This is a genomic window from Ruoffia sp. FAM 26255 (genome assembly GCF_045528525.1).
Classification (GTDB): Bacteria; Bacillota; Bacilli; order Lactobacillales; family Aerococcaceae; genus Ruoffia; species Ruoffia tabacinasalis.
The window spans coordinates 31,988-46,489 of the sequence record NZ_JBGQQX010000011.1; the positions used below are offsets into that span (position 1 = coordinate 31,988).

The 14,502-nt window shown below is 36.8% G+C and carries 17 protein-coding genes; 3 read left to right on the forward strand and 14 right to left on the reverse strand.

What is annotated here, in order from left to right:
• Window positions 1-2: 2 nt before the first annotated feature.
• From xseA to comGA, 13 genes are all read right to left on the reverse strand, one after another.
• On the reverse strand, window positions 3-1,385 hold the full coding sequence (gene xseA / locus ACEN31_RS03705; RefSeq protein ID WP_407108673.1) for an exodeoxyribonuclease VII large subunit: 1,383 nt from the start codon (window positions 1,383-1,385) through the stop codon (window positions 3-5).
• On the reverse strand, window positions 1,382-2,272 hold the full coding sequence (locus ACEN31_RS03710; RefSeq protein WP_138404078.1) for a bifunctional 5,10-methylenetetrahydrofolate dehydrogenase/5,10-methenyltetrahydrofolate cyclohydrolase: 891 nt from the start codon (window positions 2,270-2,272) through the stop codon (window positions 1,382-1,384). Before ACEN31_RS03710 ends, xseA begins: the two co-directional genes overlap by 4 nt.
• Window positions 2,273-2,555: 283 nt before the next feature.
• Entirely contained in the window at window positions 2,556-4,304 is a 1,749-nt protein-coding gene (locus tag ACEN31_RS03715) for a DUF1002 domain-containing protein (RefSeq protein WP_407108674.1), read from the reverse strand.
• Between the two features lie 172 nt (window positions 4,305-4,476).
• On the reverse strand, window positions 4,477-4,938 hold the full coding sequence (gene nusB, locus ACEN31_RS03720; protein ID WP_407108675.1) for a transcription antitermination factor NusB: 462 nt from the start codon (window positions 4,936-4,938) through the stop codon (window positions 4,477-4,479).
• Window positions 4,931-5,368, reverse strand: coding sequence for an Asp23/Gls24 family envelope stress response protein (locus ACEN31_RS03725; RefSeq protein WP_338488407.1), 438 nt, complete (start codon window positions 5,366-5,368; stop codon window positions 4,931-4,933). The genes nusB and ACEN31_RS03725 overlap by 8 nt, the downstream gene beginning before the upstream one ends.
• 74 nt (window positions 5,369-5,442) lie before the next feature.
• Window positions 5,443-6,507: a M24 family metallopeptidase gene (locus ACEN31_RS03730; protein ID WP_407108676.1), complete on the reverse strand. Its 1,065-nt coding sequence runs from the start codon at window positions 6,505-6,507 to the stop codon at window positions 5,443-5,445.
• A gap of 94 nt (window positions 6,508-6,601) precedes the next feature.
• Window positions 6,602-7,360, reverse strand: a complete 759-nt coding sequence (locus ACEN31_RS03735; protein ID WP_407108677.1) for a hypothetical protein — start codon at window positions 7,358-7,360, stop codon at window positions 6,602-6,604.
• Between the two features lie 16 nt (window positions 7,361-7,376).
• The gene (locus ACEN31_RS03740) at window positions 7,377-7,814 is read right to left on the reverse strand and encodes a competence type IV pilus minor pilin ComGF (RefSeq protein ID WP_197104530.1); all 438 of its coding nucleotides are present in this window, start codon (window positions 7,812-7,814) and stop codon (window positions 7,377-7,379) included.
• Window positions 7,786-8,139 (reverse strand): hypothetical protein, encoded by a 354-nt coding sequence (locus ACEN31_RS03745; RefSeq protein WP_197104483.1) that lies wholly within the window; start codon window positions 8,137-8,139, stop codon window positions 7,786-7,788. The genes ACEN31_RS03740 and ACEN31_RS03745 overlap by 29 nt, the downstream gene beginning before the upstream one ends.
• Window positions 8,123-8,554: a competence type IV pilus minor pilin ComGD gene (comGD, locus tag ACEN31_RS03750; RefSeq protein ID WP_407108678.1), complete on the reverse strand. Its 432-nt coding sequence runs from the start codon at window positions 8,552-8,554 to the stop codon at window positions 8,123-8,125. Before comGD ends, ACEN31_RS03745 begins: the two co-directional genes overlap by 17 nt.
• 5 nt (window positions 8,555-8,559) lie before the next feature.
• Complete coding sequence (gene comGC / locus ACEN31_RS03755; protein WP_407108679.1) at window positions 8,560-8,859, reverse strand: competence type IV pilus major pilin ComGC; 300 nt, start codon at window positions 8,857-8,859, stop codon at window positions 8,560-8,562.
• 16 nt (window positions 8,860-8,875) lie between these two features.
• Window positions 8,876-9,931 (reverse strand): competence type IV pilus assembly protein ComGB, encoded by a 1,056-nt coding sequence (comGB, locus tag ACEN31_RS03760; RefSeq protein ID WP_407108680.1) that lies wholly within the window; start codon window positions 9,929-9,931, stop codon window positions 8,876-8,878.
• Window positions 9,897-10,910, reverse strand: coding sequence for a competence type IV pilus ATPase ComGA (gene comGA / locus ACEN31_RS03765; protein ID WP_407108681.1), 1,014 nt, complete (start codon window positions 10,908-10,910; stop codon window positions 9,897-9,899). The genes comGB and comGA overlap by 35 nt, the downstream gene beginning before the upstream one ends.
• A 294-nt stretch (window positions 10,911-11,204) precedes the next feature.
• Between comGA and ACEN31_RS03770 the strand changes: the two genes are divergently transcribed.
• The 3 genes from ACEN31_RS03770 (at window position 11,205) to ACEN31_RS03780 (ending at window position 14,179) form a co-directional block, all read left to right on the forward strand.
• A complete protein-coding gene (locus ACEN31_RS03770; RefSeq protein ID WP_218930521.1) occupies window positions 11,205-11,420 on the forward strand; it encodes an RNA polymerase epsilon subunit in 216 nt (71 codons plus the stop codon).
• Window positions 11,421-13,130, forward strand: coding sequence for a ribonuclease J1 (gene rnjA / locus ACEN31_RS03775; RefSeq protein ID WP_407108682.1), 1,710 nt, complete (start codon window positions 11,421-11,423; stop codon window positions 13,128-13,130).
• 122 nt (window positions 13,131-13,252) lie between these two features.
• Window positions 13,253-14,179: a 2-keto-3-deoxygluconate permease gene (locus ACEN31_RS03780; protein WP_407108683.1), complete on the forward strand. Its 927-nt coding sequence runs from the start codon at window positions 13,253-13,255 to the stop codon at window positions 14,177-14,179.
• 156 nt (window positions 14,180-14,335) lie between these two features.
• Here the strand turns inward: ACEN31_RS03780 and ACEN31_RS03785 are convergent, their stop codons facing one another.
• On the reverse strand, window positions 14,336-14,491 hold the full coding sequence (locus ACEN31_RS03785) for a hypothetical protein (RefSeq protein ID WP_407108684.1): 156 nt from the start codon (window positions 14,489-14,491) through the stop codon (window positions 14,336-14,338).
• Between the last annotated feature and the right edge of the window lie 11 nt (window positions 14,492-14,502).

Genomic DNA, 14,502 nt, shown 5'->3' on the forward strand with positions numbered 1-14,502 from the left:
GTTTACTCCTTCTCTGTATCAGAAAGCTGTTGAAATATATTGTCTGTGGATGTTTTTGTTACTTGCGCTTCGATTTGTCCATCACTTAAATTCACCTTAATCATATCATCTTTTTCAACATCAGTGATATGTTTTACAATGTTATCTTTTGAAGTCACGACAGCATAACCCCTTTGAACGCTCTTTAATGGGCTATATGCGTCAAGTAATTGCATGAGATTGCCAAAGACAACTTTCTTATTGTATTGATATTGTTCCATATTACGATTTAATTGTTTCCTAAAAGCAGTTAAATCTTTTTGATATTGATTAATAAGTCCTTGCGGTTGTTGTAAGGACAGTCGTTGTTTTAACACTTTTACTTGATTATTTTGCTCAGTAAAGTAATTATCTTTGTTATTATTCAGTCTTTCATTCGCTAAGTCTAGCTGTTGCATGTATGGTTGATATAATCTCTCAGGTTGAGTCATGACATAAGATTGTGCAAAGCGGTCATAATACTTTCGCATATATTGAATGCGTTGATTCATTGAGTAAAATACGCGCTCTTCCATCTGAGTTAAATAAGTTAACACTTCTTGTAAGACCGGTACGGCAATTTCAGCCGCAGCAGTCGGCGTAGCAACTCGAATGTCAGCAACAAGATCAGACAAGGTTATATCTGTTTCGTGACCAATTGAAGATATTACTGGAAGCGGGCAATTTAGAATAGCCATCGCGACTTGCTCGTCATTAAAGCACCAAAGGTCCTCAATAGAACCTCCACCACGTGCAACAATGACTGTGTCAAATTCGTCTTGTCTATCTTTCACTTTATTGAAGGCTGTCACGATTTCTCCAGCGGCTTCTTTCCCTTGTACTCTGGTTGGAATGACAGTAATTTCAACAATGGGATAGCGACGATTGATGGTCGTAATAATGTCTCTAATTACTGCTCCACTTGGACTCGTTATAACTGCAATTTTCTTAGGAAAGCGTGGAATTGGTAATTTAGGTCGATCAAATAGACCGGCTTTGTTGAATTTTTCTTTTAATTGTTCAAGTTGTTGATATAAAGCACCAATACCATCTGGTTGAATACTATCAATCACGATTTGATATGCGCCAGAGGGTTCATATAAAGTAATCTTTCCGGTAACGAATACTTTCATCCCTTCTTCAATATTAAACTTGACGCGTTGAAAAGCCGAACGATACATCACTGCACTAATTCTTGCTCCTTCATCTTTCAAGCTAAAATATTGATGAGAATTGGGTCTCAAGCGAAAATTTGAAACCTCTCCTACAACAAACACTCGTTGTAAATGTGAATCGACATCAAATTTTCTTTTAATATATTTGGTTAACGCTTGTACTGTTAAGTACTCTTGATTTTTTTCACTCATAAACTAACTCCGTCTATATAGTCCTCGCTATTTAATCCATGTTGAATGCAGGCACATAGAATCGTTTGTTCCATTAACATCGCTACCGTCATTGGACCAACGCCACCAGGTACTGGAGTAATGGCACTCACTTTATCAAATACCCCTTCATAATCAACATCCCCGACGAGTTTCCCATCATCTAAACGATTAATCCCAACGTCAATGACAATCGCGCCCTCTTTTAAATCCTCTTCTTTCACCAGATGCGGTGAACCGGCAGCGACCATGACAACATCGGCATGAATTAAATGTTGATGCAATTCTCGCGTTAAGAGATGTGTAATTGTGACAGTACTACCTTTATTAGCTAATAAAATCGACAATGGTTTTCCAACAATTTGGCTGTAACCTACAACAGTAACGTCTTTCCCTTTAATATCGATATTGTAACGGTCAAGTAAACGTAAAATTCCTCTTGGTGTACAAGGATATAAATCGCCAGTGCCTTCGACAATTTTCCCCATATTATAAGGATGAAAGCCATCAACGTCTTTATCTGGTCGAATAACTTCTGTTACTGCCACTTGACTTAAATGTTTTGGTAGTGGGAATTGAACAATCATCCCAGTGACTGTTGGGTCATCATTTAACCCTTCAATCGTTTCATGTAATTCAGCTTGAGTAATCGAATCTTCTAAAGTGAGCCACTCAAAATCAAAGCCAATATATTGAGCCGTTTTTTCTTTTTGCCCAACATAAATTTTACTTGCTGGATCTTCACCAACAGTAATTACGACTAATTTCGGGATGATATGCTTTCCCTTCAGCTTTTCTACCGCATGTTTATATTCTTCACGTAGTTGTAACGATAATTGCTTTCCATCTAAGACTAGAGTTTTAGACATTGTATCGCCTTCTTTCTGCAATTTAAATTCAAGATTAACCGATATCTATAAACCCCATCGGTCACTTTAATTCGTAGACTCAGTATAACTGAATTCGTAAAATCTAACAATCTTAGTCGACATTTAAAGTAAGTAACTGCCCATATCGTTCGAATTGTTTAGGACATACGTTTTAATCACAAAAACGAACTTTAAATATTATACTCAGCAAATTATCTGAGTTTATAATATTTAAAGTTCGATGCTTATTTATTGAATTGTCATTGAGAATCTAACTGGTTGATTATTCAACAGGATCAGTTAATTCCTCTACAGATTGTTCTTCCGTTTCAGTTGCTTCACTTTCTGATAAGTCTTCACCTGGCTCTTCTTCGACTGGAACTTCCTCAGAAGGAACGTCTTCTGAAAGTGACTCTTCAGATGAAACTTCATCTTCACTTGTCTCTTCTTCTGAACTTGTTTCTTCTACTTCTGATTCTTCTGGAACATAACCAGGAAGAGTGTAGTCTGCTGGAATTTCAACTTGTGATTGGTATAAGTTCTCTACAGAAACTCCGTAGATAGCGTTAAAGTCGTAAGCAGCTTGTAATGGAACCATCTCATTCGTTACAACATCTAATTCACTCATCTCGTCTGTCGCAACGTCAAATGAATACATTGTGAAATCAGCTTGGTTACCCGCTGGATTATCCCACATGTTTTCTAATGAAATAACAGTTCCTTCTTGAGTTGGATTCACATAGTTATACACTTGCGGTGCGCGACCAGTAGCAATCGCTAAGCATGAAATAATTTCTGCTTGAACTGGATCTGATGCTTTTAAGCCTTCAAAAGCGTTTAATTTGTTTGTCCAGTTTTCTTTAATGCTTGTAAAACCAGGTTGATACTCACCAGATGCAATAAATTCATCTTGGTTCGCAGCGTATTGATACATTACTGTTCTTAAGTGGTTTAAAGCAGATTTTTCTTCAGATGTTAAATCTGGAGACATTGCTTCAAAGATAAATGTATCACTATAAACACGGTCAACAACTTCACCAGCTTCAATCACTCGATATAGTTCATCCGAGAATGCTTGTAAGATTGGGTGATAAGTTTCAGTGTCCGAGAAGTCCACACGTTCAGCAGATAATAATTCCTCAGCTGGAACTGAACCTTCTAAGCCAGCTAACACATCTGTCCAATCTTCTTGGATACTTTGTTCAAGTTGGCCAATTGTATCTTCAGATTGTGCCGCTTCAGTTTTAGCAAACTCTTGTGCGAATTGTTCTAAAGCAAGTTGTAATTCTTCATCAGATACGCCGTAATTGTTTGTAATGTTGTTGACGATATTATTGATATTTGTGTTAGTTTCTTCACTGTTATCAACATTGACGTCCGAGTTTTCAGCATTAATATTAGTATTTACAATTTCCTGTTTGATTTCTGAAATCATTTGGTTGACTTGTGAATCAGAAATCGTTGCTCCTTCGCTCTCAATAATTTCATTTACTAACGAAATTTCATTTTGAGCTACTTGAACATCTTCAGGATTTAATGCAACACCTTGTTGCTCTAGTAACGCATAAACACCCGCTAAAGCTCCTTCACCTGTTACAGGAGATACTGTTGCGATACGGATTTGAGCGTTACGTGCACCGGCAGTAATTGCAGCATTTTGGTAAGTTGTTGCTGATACGCCAGTAATGTTTTGCGGTGTGACGATTTGAACTTGAACACCGTAGCCTTCGTTCATACCTTGGATGTATGCACTTGAGTATACAACTGTTCCTGGACCTGAACCGTCTTGTAAGTATTGGTTAATCATCGTACCATCAACATAGATAATGTTGCTCGAATCAACAGCGTTTGCACCTAACAATTGTAATGTTTGTTGTGCTTGGTTTTGATCTAATGATCCACCTAAGGCAACTAATTGTAATTCTTGTGCTTGAACGTGTTGAATACCATCTGTATTAAAGTTTAATACTGGTTGAGTTAATGGTGCACCGACTAAGGCAATCATTGCTGATAATAGTAATCTCTTTTTCATTTATATACCCCATTTATAATTTTTATGTACCCTTATTATATCACAGAACATTTCTTTATTTTACTTTGAGACATTTCTGCAAATATTATTCATACATTTTTCGTAAATGTGAATAATATTTAGTATTAGATAGCAAAAAACGCCATCCAACTGAATGGATCGCGTTTTTTGCTTATTCGTTATCTGCTTCGGCTTTTGTATCATCTAAAACTTTTGAAACAACACCACTCACGAATTGACGTGATTTGTCGTCACTAAAGAATTTACTTAATTCAATCGCTTCGTCAGCTGCTACATTATTTGGAACTTCTTCTTTTGAGACGAAAAAGATTTCATAGAATGCAACGCGTAAAATAATTAAATCAATGCGTGCGATTCGATTTAAACTCCAACCTGTTAAATAAGGTTCAATGAGTTTATCAATTTCGGTTTCTTTTGAACGAACCCCTTCGATGAGCTCATAAAAGTATTCATTATCGATGCCTTCATAGCCTTCTTCAGGAAATACGCCTGCTTCTAAAGCATAAGCCACCGCTTCATTGATATCTAAATCTTTGTGAGCTGAGATCATCTGATAAAGTGTTTGAACAACAACTTGACGCACTTCGCGTCTTTTCACTACTTTCTTACTCAAAAGCTTCACCAATTGTTTCAACAGTTTCTTCAACAAGATTTGAGTCTGATTCTGAAGATTCAGTCTCAACTGACATAACGTGAACATTGACTTCTGTCACTGCTAAGTCGGTCATGAATAGAATTTGTTCTTTCACCTTATCTTGGATGGCAATTGCAATTTCAGGTACTGAGTAACCATAAAGAACACGAATTTCAACGTCGACAACGATTGAATTGTTCTCTGTTTTGATTTTTGTGTTAATACGGTCACGGTCCATCCCTAAGAAGTTTCCTACTTCTTTTTGGAAACCAGTTACTTTAGAGGCAACACCTTCGATTTCACTTGCTGCTTGAGCGGCAATTGATTCTAGGACACCTGTGGTAATTTTAATTTCACCTAAATTTTCTTTCGCTTGAGTTTCAAATGGTACTTCGGTTATTTTAGCCATAATAGCCCTCCTTTATATACTTTACTCATCTATGTTCGCATTTTCCTTATTGTAGCGGAATTTCTAAGAAAGTGCTATACAATTATTAATTTTTTAGGACTACGGTTTAAACTTTCTACCCCGTCTGTTTTAACAATTAAGTCATCTTCAATACGAACGCCACCTAAACCAGAGACATAAATACCAGGTTCATTGGTAATGATATTGTTTTCAACTAATGGTTTTTCATTTCGGCTAGCAACCGCTGGTCCTTCATGAACATCTAAACCAATCCCATGACCTGTTGTATGACCAAAGTTTGGTCCATAACCTTTCTCGGTAATGTAATCACGTGCAAGGGCATCGACTTCTTTACCAGTCATCCCTGCTTTAGTTCCAGCAATTACACGGTTATGTGCTTCTAGGACGATATTGTAAATCTCTTCTAATTTCGGATCTACTTCACCTACAGCAATTGTACGTGTCATATCTGAAGTATAACCTTTATAGTAGCAACCAAAGTCAAGTGTTACTAAATCACCGTGTTCAATTACTTTATCACTGGCAACACCGTGAGGCATTGATGATCTTACGCCACTGGCAACAATTGTATCAAACGACATGCCTGATGCCCCTTTACCTTTTAAGAAGCGGTCTAATTCATTCGCCACTTCAATTTCGGTAACACCTGGTTTGATAAACGTTAAGATATGTTCAAAGGCTTGGTCAGTAATGTCACAAGCTTCGCGAATCGTTTCAATTTCGTCTTCGCTTTTAACTTCACGAATCGTTTCAATGACGCCAGATGTTTGAACTAACATTGGTTCGAATAAGTCACTTAAACGAGAATAAGTTGATACATTCATATCATCAGCTTCAATTCCCATAGCTCTAACGTCTTCTGCGTTAAGAAGTTCGCTAATTTCTTCATACATTTTTCCTTGATGGATAATGACATCAAAGCCTTTCGCTTGCTCTTTGGCTTGGTCAGTATATCGGAAGTCTGTAATAAAGTATTCATGTTCAGGTGTAATGACTATTAATCCCGCTGATCCTGTGAAGCTTGATAAGTAGCGCACATTTTTAGGCGCTGTTACTAAAAATGCGTCTAAGTTTTGTTTTTTCATTTCTAATCTTAATTCAGTTATTCTATTATTCATACTTTGCCCTCTTTCTAAATCAATAGTTGTATTATATCAAATAAAACATAGATGTTAAACTTGTTGCTATTATTAATTTAAATGAAGGGATGGCTTAAATATCTTCAGTGAACTCTCTCTCAAAAAGGTAGCCCCTCCAACGAACAGAGTAGTTATATCGCATTTGTTCCCTTTGTTGTTGTCGACTAAATGACCGTGGCAGTAATTCCGTTGACCACATTTCAATCCCATTTGATCGGGAGTAACTCGTGAGACCATGATTAGTTTGTATTTGTAACGGCCCAATATCTTCTGGGGTCCAGTCATATGTCCGTAGGAAATCATCTACTTTACTCAAACGGAAGCCTTGGTCCAATAAAGATGCCTCTGTCGCTTTCCATAAGGCTTCAAGTTCTGGATTGCTTCCTTCAACTTGACCTGGTCGTGTAATCACGCCACTACAAACGATGGCATTGAATGCATCACAATAGTCTAGCGCTACCTCTTGTAAAAATACCTTTTGAGTATAAACATATAGTTGCTCGTATTGTTGGTTAGCGGCTAATTGTAAGACACCAAATTGCTTATGTGAATCGATGTGATCTAAGACTTGTTTCGGTTTATAAGCCGTAGCCTGTTCATTAAAGCGTATCATAATGGCTTCTTCTAAGTTTTGTGCGTCCATCTGTTCAATCGGTGGCAATAAATTCATCACAAGTTCTTCTTGAATGTTCGCTGTGTAATAATCATTAAAATTCAAATACCGACTTAAGTTGATTTGATTGAGTCTCAGTAAGCCCCAATAGATGAGTTGGCTAACGAGTAGAAAGATAATAACGTAAACCATAACCATTCCTTGTTTGTTATTTCGCATCATAATACTCCTCTAATTAGCTTTTTAGTTTCACTGAAATGAAGCCCGAAAAGACTTGTCCATTATTAAAGGTTACCGTAACACTCACTTTGCTAGCAACTTGAAATACTTGCCAAGAATATACGTCATACAATAAAGGTTGATGACCGGGTGCGATATAAATTTTATTGTTCTGGTTGATGATGCGACTACTTCTCTTTGTTTCAGTACTTTCAATGCGAATAAGGTTAGAATCAACCCCTGTCACCGTATATTTCTCCAATTCTAATTCAAGCAGCGTCATAAAGTGTAAGAAATCCGCACTGCGATCCGTGCGAATTTCTGTTTCAATTGTGTTGTAACTATTGTAGATTGTCATAATGGAATGCATGAATAAACTCAGTACGAATAGACTGATTATTACTTCTAACAAAGTAAATCCTTTTTTAAAAGTTGAGGTCTTGAATTTCGACATACAATTCACTCCCGCCTTCTAGCGATATGTAACAATAATTTAAATCACATGCGAATTCACTCACGTTATCTTCATTTAAGGCTTCCCAATTTAGAATTAATTGCTCGCTCACAAGTGCTTTCGCCTCATCTTCTATCTGTTCATCCAATTCGACATCTACTAATTCTGAGAATAAGCGCCAGGCTTGACTCGTCTGTGACGCATCATCTATCCGCCTCAACTCATTATAATAAGCCGGCAAGTAGAGGAGCATCATCGAACTAAATAAGAAAAAACCAATCACCGTTTCTATCGTTGAAAATCCGGCTTTATGTTTGTAATTCAAATTGACCATTCCCTAACTGAAAGACTAAATAAATTCGTTGATTACGATCATAGTCATAAAAACTAATCGTTCTAAATTGATTCACACCCCCACCTTGCAAATACATAAACATATAAGGTGTTTGAAACTGTATGTGTTCAGGAGCGTCCAACGTCGCAATCCTTTCTTGACTATAAGCATCTCTAATTCTTAACTGATTTAAACTGGCGTGAAACTCAACTGAAATTAGTCGCTTTTGTAAGATAGCTATTTGTTGAGCTTGCTTTAAGTGACTCATGACTTCATCAAAGAAGATTCGACTTTCAATTTGCTTACTTAAATTGACATTAGGACGAAACATTAGCAGCATACTCATGGCTGAAAGTAGGACGAGTACAATTAAGGACTCCATGAGCGTATAGCCTTTTTTACTCATACATATTAGTTACCGGTATCATTCGTTAATAAATTTTGAGCTTCTTGGAGTTGTCGTTCAGTAATGTATCCTTCATCATATAATGTTTGTAAATCAGGCGCCTCAGACCCATTCACCATTTGATACGTACTTGACTGTGTTTCAATTACTTCTTCGATATTTGTACGTGCTTGTTCATTAATACGCTCTCTTTGCCCTGCGACGTTTGGAATTATGATTGCCATAAGCAGACTTACTACGACTAAAACAATTAGCATCTCGATTAATGTAAACGCTTTTTTGTTTAACTTTTTGAATTTTTTCATTATGTTTTATATCCTTTCATATGCCTTGCATCGTTAACATAGGTAACATCATCAATAAATACATCGACATGACTAATATTCCGATTAGAATAAACAATATTGGCTGGACTAAAGTTAGCTTCGCTTGAATATCATTCATCAAATCTGAATAGACTTTCCTTGAATACAGATAACATTTCTGTGCTGTTTGACTTGTTAACTCTCCTTGGTAAATCACTAAAGGTAATTCCTTCGTAAAGATATTCAACTCATCTAAAATGGCAGCCAAGTCTTCACCCTTTAACATTCTTTCTTGTATTTCAATGGCTAGTTCACTTAAGAATGGATCAATCGGATAATCGACGATAACCGTCAGCGTTTGTTGAATAGAATACCCTCCAGAAAAGAAATGCCCTATTTCTTTAGAAACTTTATAAGAACTATAACTTCTTACCCATTTTTCGACTAATGGAATTCGAGTTAATATTTGGTAGCGTCTCATTTCACTTTGTTTCAGCAAATACATGTCAACACCGCCATAAATAATTAACACGAAGGCTAGTAATATTCCAAAAATCTGTGGCAAATAAGTAAAAAAGTAAACTAAAACACGAACTAAATATTGCTCATCATACACTTCTTTCGAAATAAAGCTGGCGACTTGCGGTAGAAGAAATTGCCTCATAGCAAATAACATCCCAACCAATCCCACCGCTAGAAATACTGGATAGACTAAGGTTTTTACGAGCTTCTGCTTATAATGATGAGCCTCTTTTAATTGCTTACTCGCATCAGCCAATGACTCAGTGAATCTGCCTTGTCGTTGGGCGTAGAATAATTGAGCAATGAGTGAATTAGAATAACCTAAAGCACGTAATGACTTTTCAAAGGAAATACCCGACTCCAACTGTCTAATGATATAGTCAATCGCCGTTGTTTGTTTCTTCATCAATACACGCATAAAAACTAAACTTTGATGAATAGAGAAGCCTTCTAATAATAACTCACTCAGAGTTTGCAATAAATAAGCTTGTAAGACCTTAGGTAACTTTAAATCCTTAGATAATTTCGAATTTTGTATACGTTGCTTCATCAATGTAACCATATGCCCATGCCTTTCGTAATTTATCATTTAACGTATCGTACTGACTTAATGTGTGATTATTATGTAATACGCCGTTTAATGCTCCTTTAGCCAAAATCTCAAAGATTGCTGCCCGTGAATAGTGTGTATCCTTTTGAATTCCGGACGGCACAAGTCTTTGAGAAATAACACCAATTAAGGTTTGTCTGAGTTGTTCATCGCTAATACTTAACTCTTGCATTCTTGCGATAACTCCTCGGGTATTCTTAGCATGGATGGTCGCAATCATTAAATGCCCCGTTAAAGCCCCTCGAATGGCCATCCTAGCGGTCTCTTGATCACGAATTTCTCCGATCATCAAGACATCAGGATGGTGTCTTAGAGAAGATTTGATTAGCAAATCGTAAGTTATTCCGGCTTTTTCATTCACTTCCGTTTGCAAGAATCGCTCTTCAAATATTTCCACCGGGTCTTCCATCGTTATAATTTGCAGTGCCTCATGTTGAATCAGCTCACGTAACAATTGATAGATTGTCGTCGTCTTTCCAGATCCCACCGGTCCTGAGAATAAAATCAGCCCACTCTTTCTTTTTGTGAGTTTCCGAAGCTCATCAATGTCTTGTGGAAAGTAAGTCACAACTTGATCATAATCAAACTTCTGAGTTTGTAAAACTCGAATAACCATTGACTCAAGTAATAAGACATTTGTAATGGTTGAAAACCTTAATTCTACCGATTCAGCATCAAGTTCAATGGCGGTGGAGCCAGATTGCGGTCTTCGCTTCTCACCTACATCCATATTCGCTAAATACTTAAAGTGACTAATCAATCGCTTTCCCCACTCTAATGACTTTTCCTGAAATAACATTAACCGTCCATTCGCTCTGAAATGAATCACATACTTTTCCTTCGTTGGTAATATATGAATATCAGAAACCGATTCATCGATTGCCGCTTGTATTAGTTTTTTAGCATCACCTTCAATCATCATCTCACTCCTTTAAACTAGCCTATATATATATACGTAAAAAATGGCCATTTCCATTATTTTATTTTTACTTTTTTTAAAAAAAGCAATTTCGGGTTAAAACATTTGACTATTCTGGATTTGAAAGGATAATATGAAGTATTGGAGTAAGTTCATCCGTTTTTTCCCTTTTTAGATGAGTTAACTAAATTGGGATATACTTGAAATAATGAATGTGATAAAATGGTTATAGCTGTGAATTCAATAAATTCACTACTCGTTTGAAAACAAATTAATGAAAAGGAGCAAATATTAATGATATTTAAAGTATTTTATCAAGAAACAAAAAATGAAGCACCGCGTCGTGAATATACTAAAACTATGTACGTGGAAGCTAATGCAGTAAGTGAAGTGCGAGAATATTTATCTGAAACTACACCATACATGATCGAACACATCACTGAAATATCAGGAGATTTCTTAGAATATGAGAAAGAAAACAATCCTGATTTTGAGGTTGTGAAACCCTAGATGGCAGTAAATCTTAGAAACAATGAAGTCGGAGTATTCGCCATTGGTGGACTAGGCGAAATTGGGAAAAACATGTATGGTGTCCAATTCCAAGACGAAATTGTTATTTTAGACTGCGGAATTCTCTTCCCGGAAGATGAATTATTAGGAATTGACTACGTAATTAATGATTTTCAATATATCTTAGAAAATCGTCATAAAGTTAAAGGGCTTTTTATCAGTCATGGGCATTTAGACCATATTGGTGGAATTCCATATCTATTAAAACAACTCAATGTGCCAATCTATGCTGACCCTCTTGCAGCCGCGTTAATTCGCGACAAACTGCAAGAAAATGGCTTATTACGTGATGCGGAAATTACAGAATATAATGAAGATACAGTCGTTAACTTTCGTAAATTGTCAATTAGCTTTTACAGAACCGTTCACTCGATTCCTGAAGCATACGGTATTGTTGTAAAAACACCTGAAGGAAATATTGTCTTTACAGGGGATTATAAATTTGACTTTACACCTGTAGGAGAGCCTGCTGATATTCACCGTATGGCTGAAATTGGTAGCGAAGGCGTTCTACTCCTATTAGGTGATAGTACAAATGCAGAAATTCCGACTTTCACCCTTTCAGAACGGGTTGTGGGTCAATCGATTCATAATATTATCCAAGGTGTTGAGGGGCGTGTTATCTTTGCGACTTTCGCATCGAATGTGTCACGTCTTCAACAAATCGTTGAAACAGCGATTAAAACAAATCGTAAAATTGCAGTCTTCGGACGTAGTATGGAAAACTCAATTAAAACTGGGACTGAACTTGGTTATATTGATGATTATGGCTTGGATATCTTTGTTGATAATCGTCAATTAGATCAATATCCTGCAGAAGAAATGATTATCGTATGTACAGGTTCTCAAGGTGAACCTATGGCTGCTTTAAGCCGAATTGCGAACGGGACACACCGTCAAATTTCAATTCAACATAATGATACAGTCATCTTCTCAAGTTCACCGATTCCTGGAAACACTTTAAGTGTGAACCGTGTCATTAACCAATTAGTTGAGACTGGTGCCAACGTCATCCATGGTAAAGTGAATAACATTCATACATCGGGACATGGTAGCCAACAAGAGCAATTGTTAATGTTACGTTTAATGAAGCCTAAATTCTTCATGCCAGTCCATGGTGAATACCGTATGTTAAGTATCCAAGCAAAACTGGCTGAATTAACTGGGATTGACCGTGAGAACACATTCATTATGAAAAACGGTGACATGCTTGCTTTAACTAAGAATAGCGCAAGACGAGCTGGCTTCTTTAATGCCCAAGACGTCTATGTAGACGGAAGTGGTATCGGAGATGTTGGAAATATTGTCTTACGCGATCGTAAAACACTTTCGGAAGATGGTTTAGTTATTGTTACAGCAACCATTGATTACGAAAACAAACAGCTTATTAGTGGCCCAGACATTATGTCACGTGGCTTCATCTATATGAGAGAATCGGTTGATTTAATTCAAGAGATTCAACAAGCTATGAAATCTGCAATTAACCGCGGTTTAAATGAAAACGGAAATAACGTCAACGAAAAGTTAATTCGTGATATTATCTTCGACCAAATCAAACCAATCTTATTTGAACGTACTCAACGTTCTCCTATGATTTTACCGGTTTTATTAGATGTTAATAAAGGTGTTCGTAAACGCAGTAGCAAATAATGTTTGAAGTGCCTATGTTTAATCATTGGCACTTTTTTTGTCTCTTTAATTGTCTAATGATTCAATTGAGTATAATTTTAAGTTAATAAAATAGAAAAAAGGTTAAAATAATGTCTGATTTTATGCGGAAAATTCCCGGAGGCCTATTATTAGTACCGATGCTTCTAGCAGCTTTAATGAATACTTTTCTACCAAACTTATTCACTAACCTCGGTGGTGTGAGTGAAGCTTTGTTTACAACAAGTGGGTTAAATTATGTGATTGGTGCCGCCTGTTTCTGTTCCGGTGCTGGTATTGATATTAAACGCTTAGCCATTGTCTTTAAAAAACAAGGATTATTGTTAGTCGTCAAAACCATTATTTGTTTAGTTGTAGGCTTTTTTTATATTCAATTCTTTGGCATGGGTGGCGTCTTTGGTATTAGTGCCATTGCACTAATCACTGCCATCTGTAGTACAAACCCGTCATTATATTTAGCCTTAGAGCAAGACTATGGAACACAAGATGATATGAATGCCTTTGGGTTGGTTGGCCTATTCTGTGTCCCAGCTTATCCTATGTTAGTCTTCAGTATTGCCCAATCTACCCCGGTTGACTGGACACCTATTCTGTCAACACTTGTACCAATTATATTCGGGATGATTGTTGGGAACCTTGATAAGAAAATGGCTGATTACTTAGCCCCTGGTGTTGTGGTGTTAACTCCCTTTATGGGTTGGGTCTTTGGAGCAGGAATAAATTTATTCGATGCGCTTCAATCAGGACTACAAGGAATCTTATTAACAGTAGTTTTCTACGTCCTTTTAGTGCCAATCTTGGTTATCTTTGAACAACGTATCTTACATGAAGATGGTGTATCTTCTCTAGCGGTATCTTCAATTGCAGGTATGTCTGTGTCAGTTCCTGCTTTAATTGCTTTTTCAGCACCTGAATATGCTATCTACGTTGAAAGTGCGACAGCTCAAATTGCGTTAGGTGTTGTTATTTCAAGTATTGTGACGCCAATGTTAGCCCGTTGGGAATTTAAACATACACACCCGAATGCTTAGTGCAAAATAAGTTCATACAAAAAAGTGCTTAAGAATTTTCATTTTGAAAATCTTAAGCACTTTTTATGGTTCATGAATTTTTGATGTTGGTGGACCGAGGAGCCAGGTGACGCAGTCACCTTGGCTCTTTTTTTATTCCTATGTTTAAGTGTCTCTCTATGCAACGATAGTTTGTGTTGTGTTCTCATCTTTAAAGAAGAGCGGTCGTCTCTTTTTGGTCTGTCTAACCAGTACGTTCTGAGTAATCAAAATACGAAAACGTAAGTGATTAAAGTTCCGATACCCATACCCGCTGCGTTTTATGTTCTTGATTTTGTTATTGG

Excerpts from the sequence above, each read along its gene's own strand:
- xseA (WP_407108673.1), bottom strand. The coding sequence starts at position 1,385 with ATGAGTGAAAAAAATCAAGAGTACTTAACAGTACAAGCGTTAACCAAA.
- ACEN31_RS03710 (WP_138404078.1), bottom strand. The coding sequence starts at position 2,272 with ATGTCTAAAACTCTAGTCTTAGATGGAAAGCAATTATCGTTACAACTA.
- ACEN31_RS03715 (WP_407108674.1), bottom strand. The coding sequence starts at position 4,304 with ATGAAAAAGAGATTACTATTATCAGCAATGATTGCCTTAGTCGGTGCA.
- ACEN31_RS03725 (WP_338488407.1), bottom strand. The coding sequence starts at position 5,368 with ATGGCTAAAATAACCGAAGTACCATTTGAAACTCAAGCGAAAGAAAAT.
- ACEN31_RS03730 (WP_407108676.1), bottom strand. The coding sequence starts at position 6,507 with ATGAATAATAGAATAACTGAATTAAGATTAGAAATGAAAAAACAAAAC.
- ACEN31_RS03735 (WP_407108677.1), bottom strand. The coding sequence starts at position 7,360 with ATGCGAAATAACAAACAAGGAATGGTTATGGTTTACGTTATTATCTTT.
- ACEN31_RS03740 (WP_197104530.1), bottom strand. The coding sequence starts at position 7,814 with ATGTCGAAATTCAAGACCTCAACTTTTAAAAAAGGATTTACTTTGTTA.
- comGD (WP_407108678.1), bottom strand. The coding sequence starts at position 8,554 with ATGAGTAAAAAAGGCTATACGCTCATGGAGTCCTTAATTGTACTCGTC.
- comGC (WP_407108679.1), bottom strand. The coding sequence starts at position 8,859 with ATGAAAAAATTCAAAAAGTTAAACAAAAAAGCGTTTACATTAATCGAG.
- comGB (WP_407108680.1), bottom strand. The coding sequence starts at position 9,931 with ATGAAGCAACGTATACAAAATTCGAAATTATCTAAGGATTTAAAGTTA.
- comGA (WP_407108681.1), bottom strand. The coding sequence starts at position 10,910 with ATGATTGAAGGTGATGCTAAAAAACTAATACAAGCGGCAATCGATGAA.
- ACEN31_RS03770 (WP_218930521.1), top strand. The coding sequence starts at position 11,205 with ATGATATTTAAAGTATTTTATCAAGAAACAAAAAATGAAGCACCGCGT.
- rnjA (WP_407108682.1), top strand. The coding sequence starts at position 11,421 with ATGGCAGTAAATCTTAGAAACAATGAAGTCGGAGTATTCGCCATTGGT.
- ACEN31_RS03780 (WP_407108683.1), top strand. The coding sequence starts at position 13,253 with ATGCGGAAAATTCCCGGAGGCCTATTATTAGTACCGATGCTTCTAGCA.